Genomic DNA, 19,958 nt, shown 5'->3' with positions numbered 1-19,958 from the left:
AACCAGCCCCTTTTTCCGGGGCTGGTTTTTTGTTTCTAGTCTTCCTTGAGGCGGTGCTTGGCAATCTGCTCGTCGATGGACTTCAGCAGTTCCTCGTCGCGCTCTGGGGTGCCTTCTAGAGGATCAGCGGCCGCTGCAGCATCGGCGGCGGTATCGATGCGCTCCTCGGAGGAATACACCAGGGTTGATTCGGTGGGGGCCTGCGTACCGAAGTCCTCAACGCGCGGAGGCTCAGTCTCTGCCTCTTGCTTGGTAAAACGAGCCACGGCGTAGGCAATGGCGGCAACCAGGGCTGCGAGCAGGGCAGAGATGCCGAACTTCTTCAGCTTCGAAGACTTCTTCTTGCCGGAGACCTTCGCCTGAGCCTTCTTCGCGGCCTTTTGAGCCTTCTTGCGAGAAGCCTTGGTTTGCTTATCTGCCTTATCGCTGAGGCGCTTGAAGGCCTTCTTGCCGCGCTTTTCTACTTCTTCGGCGCTATTGCCAAATTCAGCCTTGGCCTTTTCCAGGCGCTTCTTGGACTGCTCCAGCACGCTTGAAAGCTGCTGGGAGGCCTCATCGGAACGCTCCTGGGTGGCGTTGCCGGCTTCAAGCAGGCCATCGTAGAACTCGGAGGCCTTATCGTTTTTGAATTCCTGGAACTTATGCCACGCGGCCTTGACGCCACGGTAGCCAATACGCAAGGTAGTTGGGTTCATATGCTGCTCCTTTTTTGATGTTTGCGTTTTAGTCTATGTGTCTGAGCCCGAGTTTGCAGCAAACAATTCCGAAAAAACGCGCGTATAATGCCAAACCATGACTGCAAAGACTGCAACCGCAATCCTGCACACCAACCGCGGAGACATCTCCATCGATCTTTTTGGCAATCACGCCCCAAAGACTGTGGAAAACTTTGTCACCCTGGCTGATGGTAGCGCCGACTACAAAACGGAAAACGCCAAGGGCGAATCCGAAGGTCCCTTCTACGATGGTGCCGTGTTCCACCGCGTGATCGACGGCTTCATGATCCAAGGTGGCGACCCCACCGGCACCGGCCGTGGCGGCCCCGGCTACATGTTCGCCGATGAGTTCCACCCCGAGCTGCAATTCGACCGCCCCTTCCTGCTGGCCATGGCCAATGCAGGCCCCGGCACCAACGGTTCCCAGTTCTTCATCACCGTTGCCCCCACTCCGCACCTGAATAACCACCACACCATCTTCGGTGAGGTCAGCGATGCTGCATCGCAGAAGGTCGTGGTAGATATCGCCGGCACCAAGACCGACCGCATGGATCGCCCCGTCGAGCCAGTCGTGATCGAATCTGTGGAGATCAAGGAATAATTCCTCACACCGCGTTTGAGGCCTTCGTCGTTAGCTTTTCGACGAAGGCCTCTTTTGTAGGCAAAGAACATGTCATCACTTACTCAAAGCATCAAACGCTTCGCCCGCCCCGCCCCTGTCACCGCCGTGATTTTGGGATTCAACCTCCTCGCCTATGCCTTCAGCGCTGTGCAATCACGCTCCTGGCTCTCGCCGCTTGATGCCTCCAGCTTTGCCCAAGACGGCATGCTTTACGCGCCCTTCATGCACCAGCCCAGCGAATGGCTGCGCGCAATCACCTCCTCTTTTTTGCACATCGACCCCACGCACCTGGGCTTTAATATGCTCATGCTGGTCCTCATCGGCCGCGAGGTAGAAAAGACCCTCGGATCAGTGGCCTACTTAGGCACTTACCTTGCCTGCGGGGTCGGTGGATCGCTGGCAGTGATGCTCCAATCGCCACTCGCACCCACCGTGGGCGCTTCTGGCGCACTCTATGGGCTCATGGCGGTGCTCGTGGCGATCTGCATGCGCACACGCTCCCAAGTAACCCCCGCCCTGGTGCTGATCGCCGTGAATTTTGGCTACACGCTGATTACCCCAAATATCTCTCTATGGGGGCACATCGGAGGATTCTTCACCGGTGCGGTGATCGGCCTGCTGCTCTTTGCTCGCTTCCGCCTCAGCCAGATGGTGTGGGCATTGCTGTGCGCTGAGCTTGTCGCAGTGGCCTACGTGGGCAATTCCATGGTCTAGGAGGTGTCAAATACCTCCCCCTTTTTGTGCTGCGAAGCATCTTTCGGCGCTTTTCGCCCTTGAGCTGGGCAAAGGGGAAGTTTTCCACGGGGGCTGTTGATCGCTTGGGCCTCAAGGTCTTTGTTCACAGCCCCTTGTTTATCCACAGTAGTTATCCACATTGTGGATAACTACATCGATGTAAGATCCCGACAAAGTTTCGAAAAACCTCGCTGTTCGAATGGCTTGAGCTGGGTTTTGTTCTTGAGGCTTCGAACAATCCCCAGCTTGGGTATAAAGGGGAAAAAGTTATCCACAGTCTGTGGAAAGGGCTGTGGGGAAGTTCAAAGTGTGATTTTTGCACACCTTTATCCACACCTGTGGATAACTCTGCATGTGGATAGAAAAACGCCGGGCATTCGCATTGCCCGGCGTTCGTGGGGGTGTGAGAAGGCTTTAGCGCCAGCCCATCGTCATCAAAAGGCCAAGGGTGAAAAGCCCGAAGCCAATGCCGTAGTTCCAGTTGCCCAACTCCACCATGAAGGAGAGCTCAGGGCCGGCCAGGTAGTACACAATCAGCCAGCCAAGCCCCAACAGGAGCAGGCCAAACATGAGGGTCTTATACCAAATCGGGGTGCCGGCGGAATTCACCTTCACCGGGGTGCGGTTGGTGCCGCTGCTGCTAGGAACGTACTCGTTCGATTTGTTTACTTTTGCCTTGGGCATGACTTCGCTTCCTTCTTCGTTAGGTCGAGATTATCCGGTGATGGCGCCGAGATCGAATTCATAGGTGCGGATGGTGATCGTGGCATCCTTGCGCACCTGCTCTCCGGCCTCTGGGGTAGAACCAGCAATCTTGCCACGATCAGTAATGATCGGCGTGGCCACGGTGCCTTGTTCTGGAAGTTTGGTGACGTCCCCTGTCCAGCCGGCCTGGCGCAGCGTATTTACGGCCTGCTGCGGCGATTGCATCCTGATATCGGGCATCACCATGAGCTGGCCATTCGAAACCTGCACCACCACCTCGGAATCAGCGGGCAAATTCTCGCCCTCCGAGCTCACCGCAATCACCGTGCCCTCGGGTTCGAGCGAATCGACCCGCTCAACGCGGGGGCGGAAGCCCAAGGCCGTGAGGTTGCTCTCTGCCTGCGACCACTGCAAACCGGTGATATTCGGTACGCGTTCAGTGGCTTTGCCGGTAGAAACGGTAATCGTCACCTTGGAGCCGCGAGAAACCTGAGCCCCTGCCGAAGGGCTTTGTTCCATCACTTCGCCCTTCTTTACCTCATCGGAGGCATCTTCACGCACGGTGGAGTCAAGCTCCAAACCGGCCTTCTTCAGCTCGCGCTCGGCTTCCTTGGTGGTCTTGCCACGCAGATCGGGCACCTCGGTGATTTCCTTGCCGGAAGATACCGTGAGCGTCACCGTGGAATTCGGCGGTACGGAAGAACCGGCCCCAGGATTACTCCTGATCACCTCGCCGCGTTGAATTTGCGGATTCGGTTCCTCATTCACAGCCACCTGAAGCTTCAGCGATTCAAGCTTTTCCACAGCCTCCTGCTGCGACATGCCCTCCAAACCGGGCACCATCACCATGTTCTTCGAAGCACTTGAACCGCCGCTGAAGTAGTCATACGCAAAGGCGCCGCCAATACCAAGCACCGCCACGGCAAGCAGCGCTGCGATAATTTTCAGCGCCGAGTTCTTGTTCTTCTTCGCCGGAACGGGTGCGGGTGCTTGATGCTTAGGCGCAGGCGGGGGATCTTGCTGCACCTTGGTTGGAGCCGCGACAGGGGCAACCTGGGTCGGGGGATCCACAGGATCCACGTAGCTACGAGCAGCGTTGGTAACAGCGTGGCGTTCCAGGCGTTCGAGATCCTCGGCCATTTCTTGGGCCGATTGATAGCGATCCGCCGGGTGCTTGGCCATGGCCGTGAGCACCACCGCATCCACATTCACGGCGGCGGTGGGGGTGAGATCGCGGATGTATTCGCTCGGCTTCACCGGGTCTTCTTGCACATGCTGATAGGCCACGGCAAAGGGGGTTTCGCCCTCAAAGGGTGGGTGCGCGGTGATGGTTTCATACATCACGCAGCCCAGGGCATAGACATCCGAGCGGGCATCGGCAAGCTTGCCGCGTGCCTGCTCAGGAGAAAGGTATTGCGCCGTACCGATCACCGCAGAGGTCTGGGTCATGGCGCTGGTGGCGTCGTCAAGCGCCCTGGCGATACCAAAATCCATGATCTTGACGGCACCGGTATTGGTGATCATCACATTGGCGGGTTTGATATCGCGATGGATGATGCCCGCCTCGTGGCTTACCTGCAGCGCATGGCACACCGGAATAAGGGTGCTGGCCGCCTCGGCGGGAGTCAGCGGGCCGTCTTCACGGATGATGTCGCGAAGCGTGCGGCCATGCACCAGCTCCATCACAATATATGGAGTGTTCAGCCCAGCGATTTCCGTTTCGCCAGTGTCGTACACCGCCACAATATTGGGGTGATTCAAGCGGCCGGAATTTTGCGCCTCTCTGCGGAAACGCTCACGGAAATTCACATCCCGCGCCAAATCGGCGCGCAGCATTTTCACCGCAACCTGACGGCCAAGCAGGGTATCGGTAGCAACAAACACTTCCGACATACCACCGGTGCCGATCACCTGGCCGAGTTCATAGCGATCTGCAATCATGGTGTCTCACCTGCCTCTGGTGTAGCTGGCTCTGGCTGCTCTGGTTGCTCTGGTTCGGGCAAAAGATCACTGAGCTTTTCCAAGATCGAAGGGCTCGTAGTCCTCGTGGGGCTCGGTTGCTCTTGCTCAGGGGTGTACTCCGGTGTGGGTTCTGGGGTGTATTCCTCCACCGTCGTTTCCTCCACCGTGACCACCACCGGTGGCTTAGAGGTAGAAGGCTTGGGGTTGAGCAAAGAATCAAACATGCCCTGGGAAGCAGCCCACACCACGCCAGCAACAATCGCGCCAAGCAACAGCACGAGCATCACCGCAGGAGCAGAAGATTTCCGCGGTGCCGGCGCCGGAGCCGCGTAGCGACCCTGCATGGGCGGCCGCTGCTGCGGGGGCACATGCGCTGGAACCACCGTCGTTGGCTGCGCAACCTGGCCAAGTAACTGCGTCGAGGCTGTGCGCGGAGGTTGCGGGGCCACACGCTGCAATTGCACCGATTTGGGCTGTGGTGGTCGCTTGCCCATCCGTACTGCAGAAATGGCGAGGGCAAACTCATTGCCGTCGGCAAAACGCTGCGATGGATCTTTGCGCAAGGCGATGCCGATCAACTCTCGGGCCTGGGCCGAAACAGTGGTAGGCAAAGCAGGGGGTGCCTGATTGATATGGGCGATCGCCACCGATACGGAAGTATCGCCGCTAAAGGGCCGATGGCCTGCCAGCATCTCGTAGCCGACCACACCAAGGGAATACACATCCGTCGCGGCGCTCACGTCACGGCCTTGGGCCTGTTCAGGGGAAACGTACTGCGCCGTGCCCACCACCATGCCGGTGCGGGTCAAAGGAACGGCCTCAGCGGCCTTGGCAATACCAAAGTCGGTGATCTTTACCTGACCAGATTCGGTAATGAGCAGATTGCCGGGCTTGATATCGCGGTGCACCAAGCCCATGCGGTGAATGATGGAAAGGCCATGGGCTGCCTGCTCTAACACATCGAGAGCGAGGCGCTCGTCTAAGCTGCCCTTCCTGCTGAGCATATCGGCCAAGGATTCACCACGGACATACTCCATCACAATGCAGCACAGGGTGCGGCCGGAGGTATCGGTGGTTTCGCGATAATCGTAGGTTTCTACCACATTGGCAGAGTGGATATTTTCGCTGGCGAGCGCCTCGTTACGGAAGCGCGAGAGGAATTCATTGTTATCTGAAAACTCGGGCCTTAATACCTTGATGGCCACCTCGCGTTGGTGGCGTAGGTCGTCGGCAAGCCAAACGGTAGACATACCGCCTTGGCCGACGACCCACTGCAGGCGATAGTCATCGCCCAACATCTGTTGAAGTGCTTGATCAGTTGCCATTTATGCTGCTCCCTGTGCCGCTTGGATCACCGCACGGCCGATCGGGGCGGCCACGGAACCGCCAGTTGCTGCCTGGCCACGATCACCGCCATTTTTTACCACCACAGCCACGGCCACATCAGAGTCCGGGGCGAAAGCAATGTACCAAGCATGGGGGTTGGAGTTTCGTGAATCCTCGCCATGCTCGGCGGTACCGGTCTTGGAGGCAATATTTTGCCCAGCGTACCCGGCGGTGTGTTGCTCAGATAGGCGCATCAGATCAGTCAGCGTCGCTGCTTCTTGCTCTGTGAGCGCCTGATTCAGTTGCTGGGGCTTGACCTCAGTCACGGTATGTAAATCGCGGGTGACCACCTTCGACACCACATGCGGAGCCATGCGCTTACCGCCATTGGCCACGGTGGCAGCGATCACGGCATTTTCCAATACCGACATCGCCACATCGCGCTGGCCAATAGAAGACTGCCCAAGGGCGGCATCATCGGGAATCTCACCAATGGTGCCGGCAGCCATAGGCAAGCCCAGGTCATAGGTATCGCCCACACCGAAGGAGGCCGCTGCTTCGCGGAAATTATCCGCACCAGCATCAATACCCATCTGCACAAATGCCGTATTGCAGGAGTATTGGAAGGCCGTAGCCAAGCTCACCGTCTGCTGGCCGGCACAGGTTTGGCCATCGTAGTTTTCCAAGGTGGTGTTGGTATTAGGCAGGGTGATATTCGGTGCCCCCGTCAGTTGAGAATCAGGGGTATAGCCTGCGCGCAGACCCGACAAGGTGGTGACCACCTTAAAGGTGGATCCAGGAGGCAGAGTCTCTTGGGTTGCATGGTTGAGCAGCGGATCGCCGTCGTTGGCGTTGTAATTCTCCCAAGCAGACTCAGCGGTATTCGGGTCCACAATTTCTTGGGGGTTAAAGCTCGGCGTGGAAGCCATGCTGAGGATCTCGCCGGTGGAAGGACGAATTGCCACCACAGCACCCTCATAGCCGGCGTTGGCCAATTGGTTATAAGCCACCTCTTGCACCTGCGGCTTTAAGGTCAGCTCCACATTGGCGCCAGTTTTTTGCTTGCCCAGAAGATCATCCCAAAGACCGCTGATGCTTAAGGAAGGATCAGTGCCATTGAGCACAGCGTTGTAGCTCGCCTCGATGCCCGCTGCGCCATAAATATCGGAGATATAGCCTTCCACCGGGCCATAGGCCATGGGGTTAGCCACGTAGCGACGCTGATATAGGCCGTCTTCATCCTGGTAGGACTCCGCCAAAATCTGACCATCGGCGGAGATCTGCCCGCGCGGCTGTTGCTTCATCTCGATGAAGCCGCGGCGATTGAGCGGATTATCTGCGTACTTCTCGCGGCTGAAGGCCTGAATGATGGTGAGGTTAATCAGCAACACCAAAATGAGCAGCAGCGCGAACACACTGGTAAAACGAATTGATCGGTTCATCGGCTTGCCTCCACACCGGCTTGGTCATTGGAATAGCTGGAATCGGAGATTCTTAAAATCAAGCCCAAAAGAATGTAGTTCGCCATCAAACTCGAACCACCCTGAGACATAAACGGGGTGGTCAAGCCCGTCATCGGCATCAGGGCAGTAATGCCGGCTACCACCACAAATACCTGGATCGCGATGGTAAAGGACAAACCAGCGGCCACCAATTTGCCATAGGAATCGCGTGAGCGAAGCGCGGTGCGCAGGCCGCGGGTAACGAAGATGGCAAAGAGCACAATCACAGCCGAGAGGCCGATCAGGCCGAGCTCTTCACCAACCACGGCGAGGATGAAGTCGCTTTCTGCCACCGGGATGAGCTCGGGGTGGCCTTTGCCCAAACCTGAACCGGCGATGCCGCCGGAAGAAAGACCAAAGAGCGACTGCGAGAGCTGATAGCCCGTGGTGTCGAAGTGAGAGACGGGGTCGATGAAGTTTTGCACGCGGGCCTGGATCTTATCGGAAATCTGGTACACCGCCGTGCCACCGAGCGCCACCAGCACCGCACCGATGAGAAGCCACGACACGCGACCGGTGGCGAGGTAGAGCATGGCCAACACCGTGGCAAAAAGCAGCAGTGCAGGGCCGAAGTCGTTTTCGCCAGCCATGATCAAAATTGCCACTGCCCACACCGCGAGGATGGGGCCGAGGTCGCGCAGGCGCGGGAATTCAAGGCCCAAGATGCGGTAGCCGGCCACGTTGAATAAGGCTCGCTTATTCACGAGGAGCTGTGCAAAAAAGAGCAGGAGCAAGATCTTGGAAAATTCACCCGGCTGCACCGAGAAGGGGCCGATGGAGATCCAAATATTGGCATCGGCATTCATCTGTGTTGGCCAGACCAGTGGAAGCGCCAGCAGGATCAGACCAAGCAGGCCCAAGATATAGGAATAGCGGGTCAGGCTGCGGTGATCGCGAACAATCACCAGCACCGCCACCATTAATGCCACGCCAATCAGCGTCCAGATCACCTGTTTGCTGGCCAGGTTGCGATCTTTGGCCAAATCCAGGCGATAGACCATGGCCAAGCCAAGGCCGTTGAGCACGGAGGCCACCGGCAGCATCACCTGATCTGCATGTGGCGCAGTAAAGCACAAGGCCAGGTGGGCGATGGTGAAAACGAGGATGAAGCCGCCGATCACCCAGAACACCTCGGAGTTCAGGCCAGCGTCCTGGGCGATATTGAGGTTTACCACCGTCACGGCCATGAGCACCGCGGCGAGCAGGAGCAGGGCAAATTCTGTTCTCCTCGCGGCTAAGCGTTGAGCGAAACTCATTTGCTCACCTGCCTGCAGTTTTCACCAGGAGTATTGAGATCTTCCGGTGAGTTGGTGGCACTGGGCTTGGTGCTGGTTTTGCTGCTCGTGGCCTCGCGAGTCACACACACCGGCAAGGCCTCTTTGGCCAAACGCTGGGTCTGCTCAAGCACCTCGTCATAGGAACCGCCCTCAAGCGAATCCACGGAGGCACGGGCAGACTCTTTCAGGTCATCCACCTTGAAGGGATTGCAGGGTTCGTCTGCATCATTGGCGATCAACGTCAGCTCACTGTCTTTGCTTAAACAAGCACGCTGATATTCCTTGTGCAGATCCTTGCCAAAGACGCTGAAATCCACGCCGTTTTCAATCACGATCTGGCCATCGCGGGTGGCCACATAGTAGCGCTGCTCAATGGTCTTAGTAGCCCACCAGCCGCCGCCAATGAGCGCACCTAGAACAAGCAGAATGCCAAGCACGCCCAGGAGCTTCTTGTTTTTTGCAGGCTGCGCAATCGAGTCCGGGGTGCTCTGTTGTGCTGCAGGGTTCGGCTCAATGACCTGCGGCTCGCGCCCGGTGGGGGCATCTTGGGTGCCGCCGGGGTTGTGCTGCGATAACGCAATGGCCGCGCGGCCTGCTGCGGTATCGGGGTTGGGCTGGTCAAAGGTGCTGCCCAAAAGTGCGCCGACGGTAGCGGGTTTGGTGGGCAGGGCAGTGGCAGGATCGTTGCCTTCAACGATGTCGGCTACCACCACAGTGACGTTGTCTGGGCCGCCGGAACGTAGCGCTAGATCGACGAGGCGCCGGGCTGCTTCGGTGGGGGAGCCCTGCGCGAGTTCTTGCTCGATGGTGGAGTGGGTAACGGGATCCGAAAGACCATCGGAGCACAGCAGGTAGCGATCGCCTACTTGGGCATCGATCATGCGTAGGGTCGGTTCTACGGGCCTTCCGGTGTAGGCCTTGAGAATCATGGAGCGCTGCGGGTGAGTGGAGATATCGCTTGGATCCAGCTCGCCTTTATCTACCAACGATTGCACATACGTGTCGTCGATGGTGATTTGCTCCAATTGGCCATCGCGGAGGCGATAACCACGAGAATCACCCACATGGCACATTGCCAATTCGCTGCCATTGAACATCAGGGCAGTCAAGGTGGTGCCCATGCCATCAGTTTCTGGAACCTCGCGCACGCCCTGGGCAATGGCGTGGTTGGCATCATCTGCACCGGAGGCGAGCAGCGCGAGCATGTCATTATCGCCGGGATCGGCGTCGAGCGGTTCGAGGTGGCGGATCATGATCTGCGATGCCACTTCGCCCGCGGCATGGCCACCCATGCCGTCGGCAAGCGCAAGAAGGTGCGGGCCTGCGTAGGCGGAGTCTTCGTTATTGCCTCGGACCAATCCACGATCGGAGGCGGCGGCGTAGTTGAGTTTCATTAGCCGTTCAACCTTATTGTCGTGCGTCCAATTTTGATATCGCTGCCCACTGATACCTTTTCGGGCTGATCAATGCGGTAGCCCCCGGCATAGGTGCCGTTGCGCGAATCGAGATCCTCAATAAACCACTCGGAGCCGCGCTTAAGCAGGCGGGCATGGCGCGAGGAGGCGTAATCGTCACTGAGCACGAAATCGCAATCTTGGGAGCGTCCAATAATGATCTCGGATTGTTGGCCAAGAGCCAGGCTGGAACCAAGAAGTGGGCCATCGACGATGGCGATCTCTCTGGGGGTTGCGCCGCGCTTGACGGCTGGCGCCGGCGGAGCTTGGGTGTATTGCACGGGCACGCCGGGCATGCCTTGGGCGGCCGCGGCTTTGGTGTCGCGGCGGAGGGTGTTCAACGCAAAGAGGATGAACAGCCACAGCAGTGCTAGCAGCGCAATGCGCAATACAAGCAAAATCACGGAATCCAAGGGGGATGCTCCTAGTTCGGTTCCAGGGTTCTTTTGGGCGGCTTAGCGCTGGGAATCGACGATACGTACTTCGATATGCGAGTGGCCCACGGTGATCACGTCGCCGTCGGCAAGCAACCAATTTTCCACAGGCGTGCCATTGACGGTGGTGCCATTGGTGCTGCGCAGATCGGTGAGCACTGCATCTTGGCCATTCCACTCGATCTCCGCGTGCTGGCGCGATACTCCCGTATCGGGCAGGCGCAGATCGGCGTCATTGGAGCGACCAATGATATTCGACCCGATACGCACGAGGTAGGTACGCGAGGACCCATCCTGCAGCAGCAGGGTCATGCTCAACCCAGTGTCTGGGGTTTCCGGCTCACCGACGGGCACGTTGGGGTCGCGCTCGGGTGCTGCGGACATGTACTGGGTACTGGGCTGTTGATTCATGCTGTCCACGGAAGCCTCGCTTTCTGGTTGGGGTGCTTCTTCGCGTTGAGTCTGAGGTTGTACAAAGCCCATGGTGCCGCCGGAGCCGGTGGCGGTGGCGGCATGCAGTTGCCCGGTACGAAGCCCCGAGGCCAATGCCACTGCCACGGTGATCGGACCTGCTGCTTGCCAGCCTTGATTTCTGTAATAACGTGCGAGTTGGTCAGCGAAGTTTTGGGGCAGGCGAGGGTGTTCTGCCTGGAGGTTGGCAAAATCTTTGGCACTGACTTCCACGCGGAATTCATTGGGTGCCTCGATCGTGCCTTCGTATGTGTGCACCGTATTGTCTTCTGCTTCTTGTTTGAGCAGCTCTTCAATTTCGGCCGGTACAACGCGCCCACCAAATACGAAGGCGAAGCTATTGTCCAAACCGCGTTGCATCGCGCTGTCGAGCTTGGCGATCTTGCCCATCAGTGACACAGCGTTCGCCTCCTTTTGCGTCGTTGTTAGCACTCATACTGCTGTTGTGGCTTGTGATGGTTATACCGATTGCAAAGCTCGCCATCGACTGCGTTGCCACAGGTATGCGGCCACGCTTGAAGCCATATCAAGCCACGTCAAGCCCTAGTATAGAGTCCAAAGGCATTTTCGCCCTATTGTCCTTTGGCGCTTCTTCGGTGTTTTTGGCCTTTGAGCTGGATTATTGGTGAATTCTGGGCTTCACGTGTTAGGTTATTCCAGTCGCAATAATGCATCACCTGCCCAGGTGGCGGAATTGGCAGACGCGCTGGCTTCAGGTGCCAGTGTCCTTTACGGACGTGGGGGTTCAAGTCCCCCCCTGGGCACAGATAACCGCAACCCCCATGGTTGCGGTTTTTCCTTTATCAACCCTAATCTGTTTGCAATGAATGTCATTTGGAAGGGTCTGAGCACCCAGGCAAAGCTCCTATTGTGGACCCAATTCGCCTTCAATATCGGCTTTTACCTCGTCGTTCCCTTCCTCGCCATCTATATGGCAGACACCCTCGGCATCGCAGGCGCAACCATCGGCCTGATCCTGGGGCTTCGCACCTTCAGCCAACAAGGCCTCTTCGTGCTCGGCGGCATCTTAAGCGATCGCTTCGGGCTTAAACCCGTGCTGCTCAGCGGCATTGCCATTCGAGTCTTGGGCTTTCTCATCGCCGCCAAAGCCCAATCGGTGCTTAGCCTCGGCATCGGCGTGGTGCTCATCGGCGTGGCGGCAGCACTGTTTTCACCAGCAGTAGAGGCAAGACTCGGTGGCTTAACGGCCAAGGAGCGAGGAGGCAAAAGCACCCAAGACGTCTTCGCCGCAAATGCCACCTTCCTCCACGCCGGTTCGCTGATTGGCCCCGCATTGGGCGCGCTGCTTATTCCCCTCGGCTTCGAGGTGGTGTGCCTGGTGGCAGCCGGCATCTTCGTGCTCCTGTTCTTCTGCCACCTGCGCTGGACCACGCAACCAAAGCCTGGGGCAGAGGCAGAGCCTGCCATCTCCAGCCTCAAAGGCCTCGGCCTTGCTTTTCGCCACCGCGCCTTTATCGTCTTTGCCCTGCTGGTATGCGCCACGCAGGTGTCCTATCACCTGCAATATATTGCGCTTCCTGCCTGGCTTCAGCACGCCGACCTCAACCAAAGCCTGGTGGGCTGGCTTTTTGCAGGGGTGAGCATCTACGTGGTGGCAGCCCAGATGCGCTTCTCGGCCTTCTCGGAATCCCGTGGTGCTCCCGTGATGCTGCCGCTGGCCATGGTGATCCAGGCGGTGGCCTGGGCCGCAATGGCTGCGTGTGCGCTTGTGTTCGGGCACTCCATTTTGCCGCTGGTGGGCTTTTTAATTGTGCTGCATGCAGGCCAAATGCTGATCGCTCCGATGGCGCGTTCCATCGTGGTGACTTTGGCGCCACCGCATCTTTTGGGCACCTACTATGGCTTGCTCAATACGCTTGGCGGCAGCGCCGTGCTGCTGTGCACCGCCATCTTTGGCAAGCTTGTCGACGCATCCTTTGCTAGCGCTTGGCTTTTTGCAGCAACCTTGTTAGGCCTTTCTGCTTTTGGCCTTTGGTATTTCCGCGGCGTGTATTTGCAGGAGGCAGAGCAGCAAAACCCTGCGCACTCATAGAAAGCAGAATCAAAGCGAAGGTGGGGGCAAGCGCAATCCACGGCGCTTGTTCCACGTAGGGCAAGCCCTCAGCCAACATCGCACCCCACTCAGGAGTTGGCTGTTGCGGACCCATGCCCAAAAAGCCCAGGCTCGCCAGGGCCAGCGCCTTGCCCGGGAGGCGAAGGAAACTGTGGCGCAGCAGCGGCCCTGCGATCTCTGGGAGCAAGAAGCGCACAAACGTGCTCGCCTTCGATTCGCCAAGAATTGGCAGCATCGCGATATAGGGCTGGAGTTTGGCTTCGCGCAATAGATCGCGGGCATGAGCAGCCAGGGGTGCCCACGATGCCAGCGCCACCGCAATGGCTGCGCTCATCATGGAAGGCCCGGCAATGCCAGCGACCAATAAGCCGGCCAAGACAGGGGAGGTGGCGTTGGTGACGTCGACAAGCCCTGCGCTCCAACGCGGCATCACACTGGCAACAAGGGCAATGATCAAGCACAACACTGTCACCGCGATGGCAAAGCTCAAGGTAAACGCCGCGCCATGGGCCAAACGGGCCAAGACGTCTCTCCCTGCGGCATCACTGCCAAGTGGCAAGGCCAGGCTCGGGGGAGCTAAGCGCGGATGATCCAAACTATAGGGATTGCGCCCAATGCCAAGCAGTACGCAAAGGATCACCGGGATGATCGAGACAAGCGGCAGCAACAGGTCGCGTGAACGCCGCGGAGCCTCGGGGGCGGCCACTGGCACATTGCTTTTTGCGGCCGCACCTAATAAGAGGCGGTGGATGCCCTGGGCAGCAATGCCCACGAGTGCCGCGAAGCCAAAAAGCAGCAGCACTCCGGCTTGGAGCACCGGGATGTCTTGGGCCTTGGATGCCCCAAGGGTGAGTCGCCCGATGCCGGGAATGGCAAAAATTTCTTCTACCGGCACGGCTCCGCCGGTGACTGCTACGATGACCAAGGCGATCTGATGCACCACAGGGGCAAGGGCGCGCCGAAGCACTGCGGACACAAGGCGCGGGCGTGGGGCGCCGGCATCGAACCAACTGCGCACCCAGGGTTCGCGCATGGCGTGCTGGAGGGAATCGGAAAGCAGGCGAGCGATCACACCGCCGGCGGGTAAGCCGAGCGCGATCGAGGGCAACACGGCATGGCTCCAGGAGCTAAAACCAAGGGGCGGGAAGATCTTGAGCCAGATGCTAAAGACCAAGACCAAGATCACCGCGATGAGAAAGCTCGGAAAGGCTGTGAGCAGGGTCGGCACCGTCAGTGCTGCCTTGCGGGTTGTGCCGGTGCACAGCGCGCGAAGCTGCGGGGCAAGAATGACGAGCACCACGATGAAGGCCACCACCATGGCAAAGCCCATGAGGGTCAGTGACACAAGAAATGCCGACCACGCCGAGCCTGCGACCGGTGTGCCAGACACCCAACTCAAGCCCAGATCACCACGCACCAGGCCAGCGAGCCAGTGGCCGAGCAGATGAAGCGGGCCTTGATCCAGGTGGAGTTCTTTGGCTACCGATTCGAGGTTGGCCTCGGTGGGGGCAAGCTCTGCATAGCGCGAGCGCAACACCATCAGCTCTGCTTTTTCCTGGCTGATCCATGGCAGCAATCCCACCAAGGCCAACATGCCGGCGTAGGCGAGCAGGCGGGAGCACCAGGGGACGAGGTCGATGCGTGGTGAGGGTCGGTGCATTAGTTCAGGCGAGTGTTCTTATCAATGAGGTAGCGGGCGTAAGGGTCGGCCACGACGCCTTCGACCTTATCGCTGCCGATAATGACGCTTTCTTCCACCACGGGGATCACGGCGCCGGTATCTAAGATGGCCTGTTCTGCTGCCACAGCGGCTTGTTGGCGCTGTTCACCTGCCTTGAGGCCTGCTGCCTTGGCAATGAGCTCATCTACCTCGGCATTACAAAGCTGCGCCATGTTGTATTCGCCTTGGCAGGAGAAATCGGAGTTGAAAAAGCCCACCGGATCGCCGCTATCGAGCAAGACGCTGCGCGAGAGCAACACGGCATCGAATTTGCCGTCTAAGGCGTCTTGTTCCAGGTTGGCGTAGGAGCGCACCTCTTGTTCCACCTCAAAACCCGCGGCCTCAAGGTCCGCGGCGATGCGCAGGAGTGCCTCAGGCAATTCCGGGCGATCGGAGTAGGTGGCGATGGTGATCTTCTTCTTGTCCGGATTTCCAGCCTTGGGCAGGGTCACTGGCTTTTGGTACTGCTGAGCCCACGGCACCGCGCTGCTGAGCAGACGATCGGTGGCCGGGTCTTGGTCTAAGAACACCTCTTTGGCGATGGCTTGTTTGTTCATGGCCTCGGCTGCTTTTGAGCGCAGGGCTGGATCGCTAAAGGCGCCGTTGCGGGTGTTGAGTAGGAGTTCCGCAATGCGTGGCTGCTGCACGGTGATGAGTTCTTGGGATTGCAGTTGCTTCATCTGCGCCAGCGGAATGGCTTCTACCACGTTGGTGTTCTGCGAACGCAGCGCGGCGGTGCGGCCATTGCCATCGGGAACAAAGGAGGCCTCAATGCCCTCAGCTTGTACCTCGCCATCCCAGTACTCTTCATTGCGGTCCAAGGTGGCGCTGCTATCGGCGTTGAGTGAGCGAAGAATAAAGGCGCCGGTGCCGTGCTCAATGGGATCTACGCGGGAGCCATAGGCCTCGGGGGCGAGGATGACTAATTGCGAAGAGCTCAAAAGCTCCGGCATCAGGGGTGCTGCCTTATCGGCGCGCACCTGCACAATTTGTTCTTTGTCCGTGGAGACATCGCGGGCCTCAAGGTTGAGGCCATTGATCGGCCGCGGCGCCGGGTTGGCGTTGGCGGCGGCCTGGAGTGCGGTGACCACGGCTGCGGCATCCAGTGCGGAGCCATTGTGGAACTTCACCCCATCGCGGATGGTGAATTCCCAGGTGCGCTCGTCGCGCTGCTCCCAGGAGGTGGCCAGCATGGGGATGATGCTGCCATCGGGTTGCATGGAGGTAAGCGTTTCGGCGCTTTGCCAGCGGGTGAGCATGAAGGCATCGTCGGAGTGTGGCGAAAGCGCAGCTTTGGGCACACCGGCCATGGCCACGTGGATGCGCTGGGCGCTGTTAGCGCTATCGCCGGCATCGCTAAAACAGCCGCTGAGTAGGAGGCAGATGCCGCCGAGGGCGCCGATGCGTAGGGCTGGGGTGCGTGGGTGCATGAGTGTCTCCTAGGGGTGAATGTGTGGGGTTGCGCGCAGCAGTTGTTCCAGGATGGGGCTGCCCTGAGGGCTTAAGAGGTGGTCCCAGTCGCCTTCATCGCTGATGTGACCTTCTTCCATCACAACGGCGCGTTGGCAAAGTTGCTGTGCGGCCAAAAGATCATGGCTAACGAAAAGAATACCAATATCATTAAGGCTTGAGAGCATCTGCACCGTTTCCTCTTTGAGGTCGGGATCAAGGCCGGTCAGGGGCTCGTCGCAAAGCAAAAATTGTGCACCAATGGCGAGCGCGCGGGCGATGGCCACCCGCTGTGCCTGGCCGCCAGAAAGTTCATGGGCTTTGCGGTTGAGCAAGGCAGTACTCAAATCCACCTGCTGCATCGCATCGAGCATCCTTTGGCGATGATCCCCCGGCACCTTCAATTTGGCCAAGGGGCGCGCCAAAAGCGTTTCCACCCGCAGCCTTGGGCTCAAGCTCCCGGCAGCATCCTGGGGAATCAACTGCACCATGCGCGCAAGGCTTTTCGACGCACCCCCACGCACCTCAACCTCACCGGAATCCAAGGGGATGAGCCCCATCACTGCGTGCAGGAGGGTGGTTTTACCGCAGCCGGAACGACCCAGCAGCGCCAACCTTTGCCCAGCGAGCAGACTCAAGCTGACGTTGTGCAGGATACAAGTATCACCTGCGCGCACATTGACCTGCTTGATGTGTAATTCCGGTGTTAGTGGCTGCATCGCGACTCCACATACGAGGCCATGGTGGTATCGGCGATGATCTCGCCATGACGGATCTCCAGCGCACGCTGGCAAATATTCGCAGCCAACGCAATATCGTGACTAATAAATACCAGGGTCTGCGCCTGAGTCAGTGCGTCCACCACCTCGGCTTGGGTAATGGCATCCAAAGCGGTGGTGGATTCATCTGCAATCAGCACCTGTGCCTGGGTGCCAAGCGCCATGGCAATCGCCGCCCTTTGTAATTGCCCACCCGATAACTCACCCGGATAGGCCTGCATAAAACGGGAGGTAGGCCGAAGCCCCACGCGCTCAAGGAGGTCGTGGGCGCAGAGATCACCAAAGCTCAATTGCTGGCCGATGCGAACCAAGGGGTTTAATGCCGTGCGGCACTGTTGCTGAATCAGGGTTACCGGCGCGCTGCGCTCGATCACACCCTCTACACCGATGGTGGCGGGCAAACGCCCGGCAAGCGCTTGGCTGAGCAATGATTTGCCACTGCCGGAAGGTCCGAGAATGGCAAGGGATTCGCCCTGGTCAATATCGACGTTGCCTTGCAGCAAGGTGCAGCTTGGATCCGCCTTGGGGTAGAGGCGAGCATCGAAATGGAGCAGGTGAGACACTTCCGCATTATATGACAAGCAATGTCAGTAACACTAGAGGCGGGTGTACCTGCTAGCTGGCCTTCACCGCACGGCGCAGCATGGAGGCCAAGCGCCCGAAGAACACATCGATGATCCAGGCCAGCACAATCACCAGCACCGATCCGGTGAGCATCTCAATATAATCCCGAGTTTTGAGCCCGTGGAAAATCAAACGCCCAAGGCCGATATCGGCCGTATATGCAGCCAGGGTGGCCGTAGCAATGACCTGCAAGGCGGCGTTGCGCAAGCCGCCCACAATCACCGGCGCGGCAAGGGGCAGTTCAATGCGGCTAATAAGCTGCGCCTCGGTAAAGCCCATCGCCTTGGAGCCATCAATAGTATTGCGATCCACCGCGGCAATACCCGAATACGTACCGGCCAGCACCGAGGGGATGGCCAAGATAACTAAGGCCAAAAGCGGTGCCTGTAACCCGATGCCGAAGATGAGGCCGAAAATGGTGAGCAAGCCAAGGGTGGGTAGGGCGCGAGCAGCACCGGAGACGCCGCCTACCAGCAGCGAGCCTCGGCCGGTGTGGCCGATGGCGGTGCCCGCGGGAATGGCGATCAATGCGGCGATGAGGACGGCCAAAAAAGAGATGCCCAGGTGTTGGATCATGCGCGCGGCATACTCTGGCCAGGCGGTGGTATCTGTTAGGGCCGCGAAAAGGTCATCGATCCATGTCATGCTTTTGCCTCCCAGGGGGCGAGCACGCGGCCGATGAGCAGCGTGAGGGCGTCGAAAAGCAAGGCAAGCAGCACGACTAAGACGATGCCGCTGAGCACCTCGGCATAGATGCCGCGCTGAAAACCATCGGTAAACAGCGTGCCCAGGCTTGGCACACCGATGAGCGCGCCGATGGTGACCAGGCCGATAGTAGAAACGCACACCACGCGAATGCCCGAGATCAGCACGGGAATTGCTAGGGGAAGATCAACCTTCCACAACAACTGCTTTGGGCTCACACCCTGCGCTAATGCCGCGGTGCGAACATGGCTTGGCACGGAGCTAAAGGCATCCGTTGCCGTGCGCACCAAAAGGGCAATGCCATACAGCGCAAGGGCCGTGGTGACGTTGGCAGTGGAACGAAGCGGAAAGCCGACGATGAAGGGCAAGATCACCAGCATGGCCAAAGCCGGCACCGTATAAATCAGCGCCGTGCTCGCCACGAGGATGGAGCCAATGCGCTTGGTGCGAGCCGCCAGCATGCCGAGTGGGGTCGCTACCACCACGGCGATAAGGATCGCCGGCACTGCAAGCGCGAGGTGTTGCAAGAGCAAGCTCCACACCTGCGGCCAGGCATGAGAAAGCCAGGTCATTCGATCACCCCGATTGGTTTGCCGGCGGCGTCGACTACCACGGTGCGCCCGCCGAGGGTGGTGGTGCGAAGTTTGCGCTGGTTGCTATTTGCCCCAACAAATTCGGCCACAAAGTCATTGGCTGGTTGGGCTAATAATTCCGCCGGGGTGCCGGCTTGGGCGATGCGCCCGCCTTTTTCCAATACGATCACTTCATCGCCGAGCCGGAAGGCCTCGTCAATATCGTGGGTGACCAGCACGATCGTCTTATGCAACCTATCTTGCAATTGCAAAAGCTGCGTTTGTAGCGAATCGCGCACAATCGGATCGACGGCACCAAAGGGTTCATCCATGAGCAAAATATCTGGATCCGCCGCCAGTGCCCTGGCCACACCGACGCGCTGCTGCTGGCCGCCGGAAAGTTGGGCGGGGTAGCGCTTATAGAGCTCTTCTCCCAGCCCAACGGCCTCCAGCGCGCGGGTGGCGCGACGATAGGCCTCTTGTTTGGGTTCCTTATTTAATAGCGGCACCGTTTTGGCATTGTCCAGGATGGTTTTATGCGGCAGCAGCCCGCCGGATTGGATGACGTAGCCAATGGAACGTCGAAGGGCAACCGGGTCGGTGCTGGCGATATCTTCTCCTCGCACGGTGATGGTGCCCTCACTGGGCGTGACCATGCGGTTAATCATGCGCAGGAGTGTGGTTTTGCCGCAGCCGGAGGAGCCGACGAGCACGGTGATTTTCCGCTCCGCAAAGCGATAATTGAAGTCTTCCACGGCACGGATTTGGCCATAGTGCTTGCTCACATGCTGGAATTCGATCACGGCGTGTCCCTTCGAAAGCTAGAACCAT

Annotated in this window: 18 protein-coding genes, 1 tRNA gene and 1 pseudogene; 4 read left to right on the top strand and 16 right to left on the bottom strand. The window is 58.7% G+C overall.

Features of this window, described 5'->3' with window-relative positions; translation table 11 throughout:
- Positions 1-35 precede the first annotated feature (35 nt).
- On the bottom strand, positions 36-695 hold the full coding sequence (locus IEU99_RS10245; protein WP_128888931.1) for a hypothetical protein: 660 nt from the start codon (positions 693-695) through the stop codon (positions 36-38).
- Positions 696-792: 97 nt separating this feature from the next.
- Between IEU99_RS10245 and IEU99_RS10240 the strand changes: the two genes are divergently transcribed.
- A complete protein-coding gene (locus IEU99_RS10240; RefSeq protein WP_128888932.1) occupies positions 793-1,317 on the top strand; it encodes a peptidylprolyl isomerase in 525 nt (174 codons plus the stop codon).
- Between the two features lie 69 nt (positions 1,318-1,386).
- Positions 1,387-2,052 carry a rhomboid family intramembrane serine protease gene (locus IEU99_RS10235; RefSeq protein ID WP_128888933.1) on the top strand — a complete coding sequence of 222 codons (666 nt, stop codon included), beginning with the start codon at positions 1,387-1,389 and terminating at the stop codon, positions 2,050-2,052.
- Between the two features lie 435 nt (positions 2,053-2,487).
- On the opposite strand, the gene crgA is transcribed toward IEU99_RS10235, so the two are convergent.
- The 8 genes and pseudogenes from crgA to IEU99_RS10195 form a co-directional block, all read right to left on the bottom strand.
- Positions 2,488-2,757: a cell division protein CrgA gene (gene crgA / locus IEU99_RS10230; protein ID WP_128888934.1), complete on the bottom strand. Its 270-nt coding sequence runs from the start codon at positions 2,755-2,757 to the stop codon at positions 2,488-2,490.
- Between the two features lie 30 nt (positions 2,758-2,787).
- The gene (gene pknB / locus IEU99_RS10225) at positions 2,788-4,719 is read right to left on the bottom strand and encodes a Stk1 family PASTA domain-containing Ser/Thr kinase (RefSeq protein WP_128888935.1); all 1,932 of its coding nucleotides are present in this window, start codon (positions 4,717-4,719) and stop codon (positions 2,788-2,790) included.
- A gap of 41 nt (positions 4,720-4,760) precedes the next feature.
- Positions 4,761-6,065, bottom strand: a pseudogene (locus tag IEU99_RS10220) (serine/threonine-protein kinase); the annotation flags it as partial.
- Complete coding sequence (locus IEU99_RS10215; protein ID WP_128888937.1) at positions 6,066-7,508, bottom strand: penicillin-binding transpeptidase domain-containing protein; 1,443 nt, start codon at positions 7,506-7,508, stop codon at positions 6,066-6,068.
- Complete coding sequence (locus IEU99_RS10210; protein ID WP_128888938.1) at positions 7,505-8,824, bottom strand: FtsW/RodA/SpoVE family cell cycle protein; 1,320 nt, start codon at positions 8,822-8,824, stop codon at positions 7,505-7,507. The genes IEU99_RS10215 and IEU99_RS10210 overlap by 4 nt, the downstream gene beginning before the upstream one ends.
- Complete coding sequence (locus IEU99_RS10205) at positions 8,821-10,239, bottom strand: PP2C family protein-serine/threonine phosphatase (protein WP_128888939.1); 1,419 nt, start codon at positions 10,237-10,239, stop codon at positions 8,821-8,823. The genes IEU99_RS10210 and IEU99_RS10205 overlap by 4 nt, the downstream gene beginning before the upstream one ends.
- Positions 10,239-10,712, bottom strand: coding sequence for an FHA domain-containing protein FhaB/FipA (locus IEU99_RS10200; RefSeq protein WP_128888940.1), 474 nt, complete (start codon positions 10,710-10,712; stop codon positions 10,239-10,241). The genes IEU99_RS10205 and IEU99_RS10200 overlap by 1 nt, the downstream gene beginning before the upstream one ends.
- Before the next feature lie 42 nt (positions 10,713-10,754).
- The gene (locus tag IEU99_RS10195) at positions 10,755-11,603 is read right to left on the bottom strand and encodes an FHA domain-containing protein (protein ID WP_128888941.1); all 849 of its coding nucleotides are present in this window, start codon (positions 11,601-11,603) and stop codon (positions 10,755-10,757) included.
- A 280-nt stretch (positions 11,604-11,883) separates the two neighbouring features.
- On the opposite strand from IEU99_RS10195, the gene IEU99_RS10190 reads away from it, so the two are divergent.
- A tRNA-Leu gene (locus tag IEU99_RS10190) sits at positions 11,884-11,968 on the top strand.
- A 59-nt stretch (positions 11,969-12,027) separates the two neighbouring features.
- Positions 12,028-13,257: an MFS transporter gene (locus tag IEU99_RS10185; RefSeq protein ID WP_128888942.1), complete on the top strand. Its 1,230-nt coding sequence runs from the start codon at positions 12,028-12,030 to the stop codon at positions 13,255-13,257.
- Here IEU99_RS10185 and IEU99_RS10180 read toward each other — a convergent pair.
- Genes IEU99_RS10180 through IEU99_RS10150 form a run of 7 tightly spaced genes read right to left on the bottom strand, consistent with a single transcriptional unit; the run spans position 13,145 to position 19,930 of the window.
- A complete protein-coding gene (locus IEU99_RS10180; RefSeq protein ID WP_128888943.1) occupies positions 13,145-14,938 on the bottom strand; it encodes an ABC transporter permease subunit in 1,794 nt (597 codons plus the stop codon). The two genes, IEU99_RS10185 and IEU99_RS10180, sit on opposite strands and share 113 nt — an antisense overlap.
- Positions 14,938-16,428 (bottom strand): ABC transporter substrate-binding protein, encoded by a 1,491-nt coding sequence (locus IEU99_RS10175; RefSeq protein WP_128888944.1) that lies wholly within the window; start codon positions 16,426-16,428, stop codon positions 14,938-14,940. The genes IEU99_RS10180 and IEU99_RS10175 overlap by 1 nt, the downstream gene beginning before the upstream one ends.
- Positions 16,429-16,437: 9 nt before the next feature.
- Entirely contained in the window at positions 16,438-17,166 is a 729-nt protein-coding gene (locus IEU99_RS10170; RefSeq protein ID WP_128888945.1) for an ABC transporter ATP-binding protein, read from the bottom strand.
- Positions 17,154-17,789 (bottom strand): ATP-binding cassette domain-containing protein, encoded by a 636-nt coding sequence (locus IEU99_RS10165; protein WP_164931113.1) that lies wholly within the window; start codon positions 17,787-17,789, stop codon positions 17,154-17,156. Before IEU99_RS10165 ends, IEU99_RS10170 begins: the two co-directional genes overlap by 13 nt.
- A gap of 52 nt (positions 17,790-17,841) precedes the next feature.
- A complete protein-coding gene (locus IEU99_RS10160) occupies positions 17,842-18,495 on the bottom strand; it encodes an ABC transporter permease (RefSeq protein ID WP_128888947.1) in 654 nt (217 codons plus the stop codon).
- On the bottom strand, positions 18,492-19,127 hold the full coding sequence (locus IEU99_RS10155; RefSeq protein ID WP_128888948.1) for an ABC transporter permease: 636 nt from the start codon (positions 19,125-19,127) through the stop codon (positions 18,492-18,494). Before IEU99_RS10155 ends, IEU99_RS10160 begins: the two co-directional genes overlap by 4 nt.
- Positions 19,124-19,930: an ABC transporter ATP-binding protein gene (locus IEU99_RS10150; protein ID WP_128888949.1), complete on the bottom strand. Its 807-nt coding sequence runs from the start codon at positions 19,928-19,930 to the stop codon at positions 19,124-19,126. Before IEU99_RS10150 ends, IEU99_RS10155 begins: the two co-directional genes overlap by 4 nt.
- Positions 19,931-19,958: the final 28 nt, after the last annotated feature.

Origin of the sequence: Corynebacterium pelargi, from assembly GCF_014635485.1 — a bacterium.
Taxonomy (GTDB): domain Bacteria; phylum Actinomycetota; class Actinomycetes; order Mycobacteriales; family Mycobacteriaceae; genus Corynebacterium; species Corynebacterium pelargi.
This window is presented reverse-complemented; position numbering and strand designations above follow the sequence as displayed.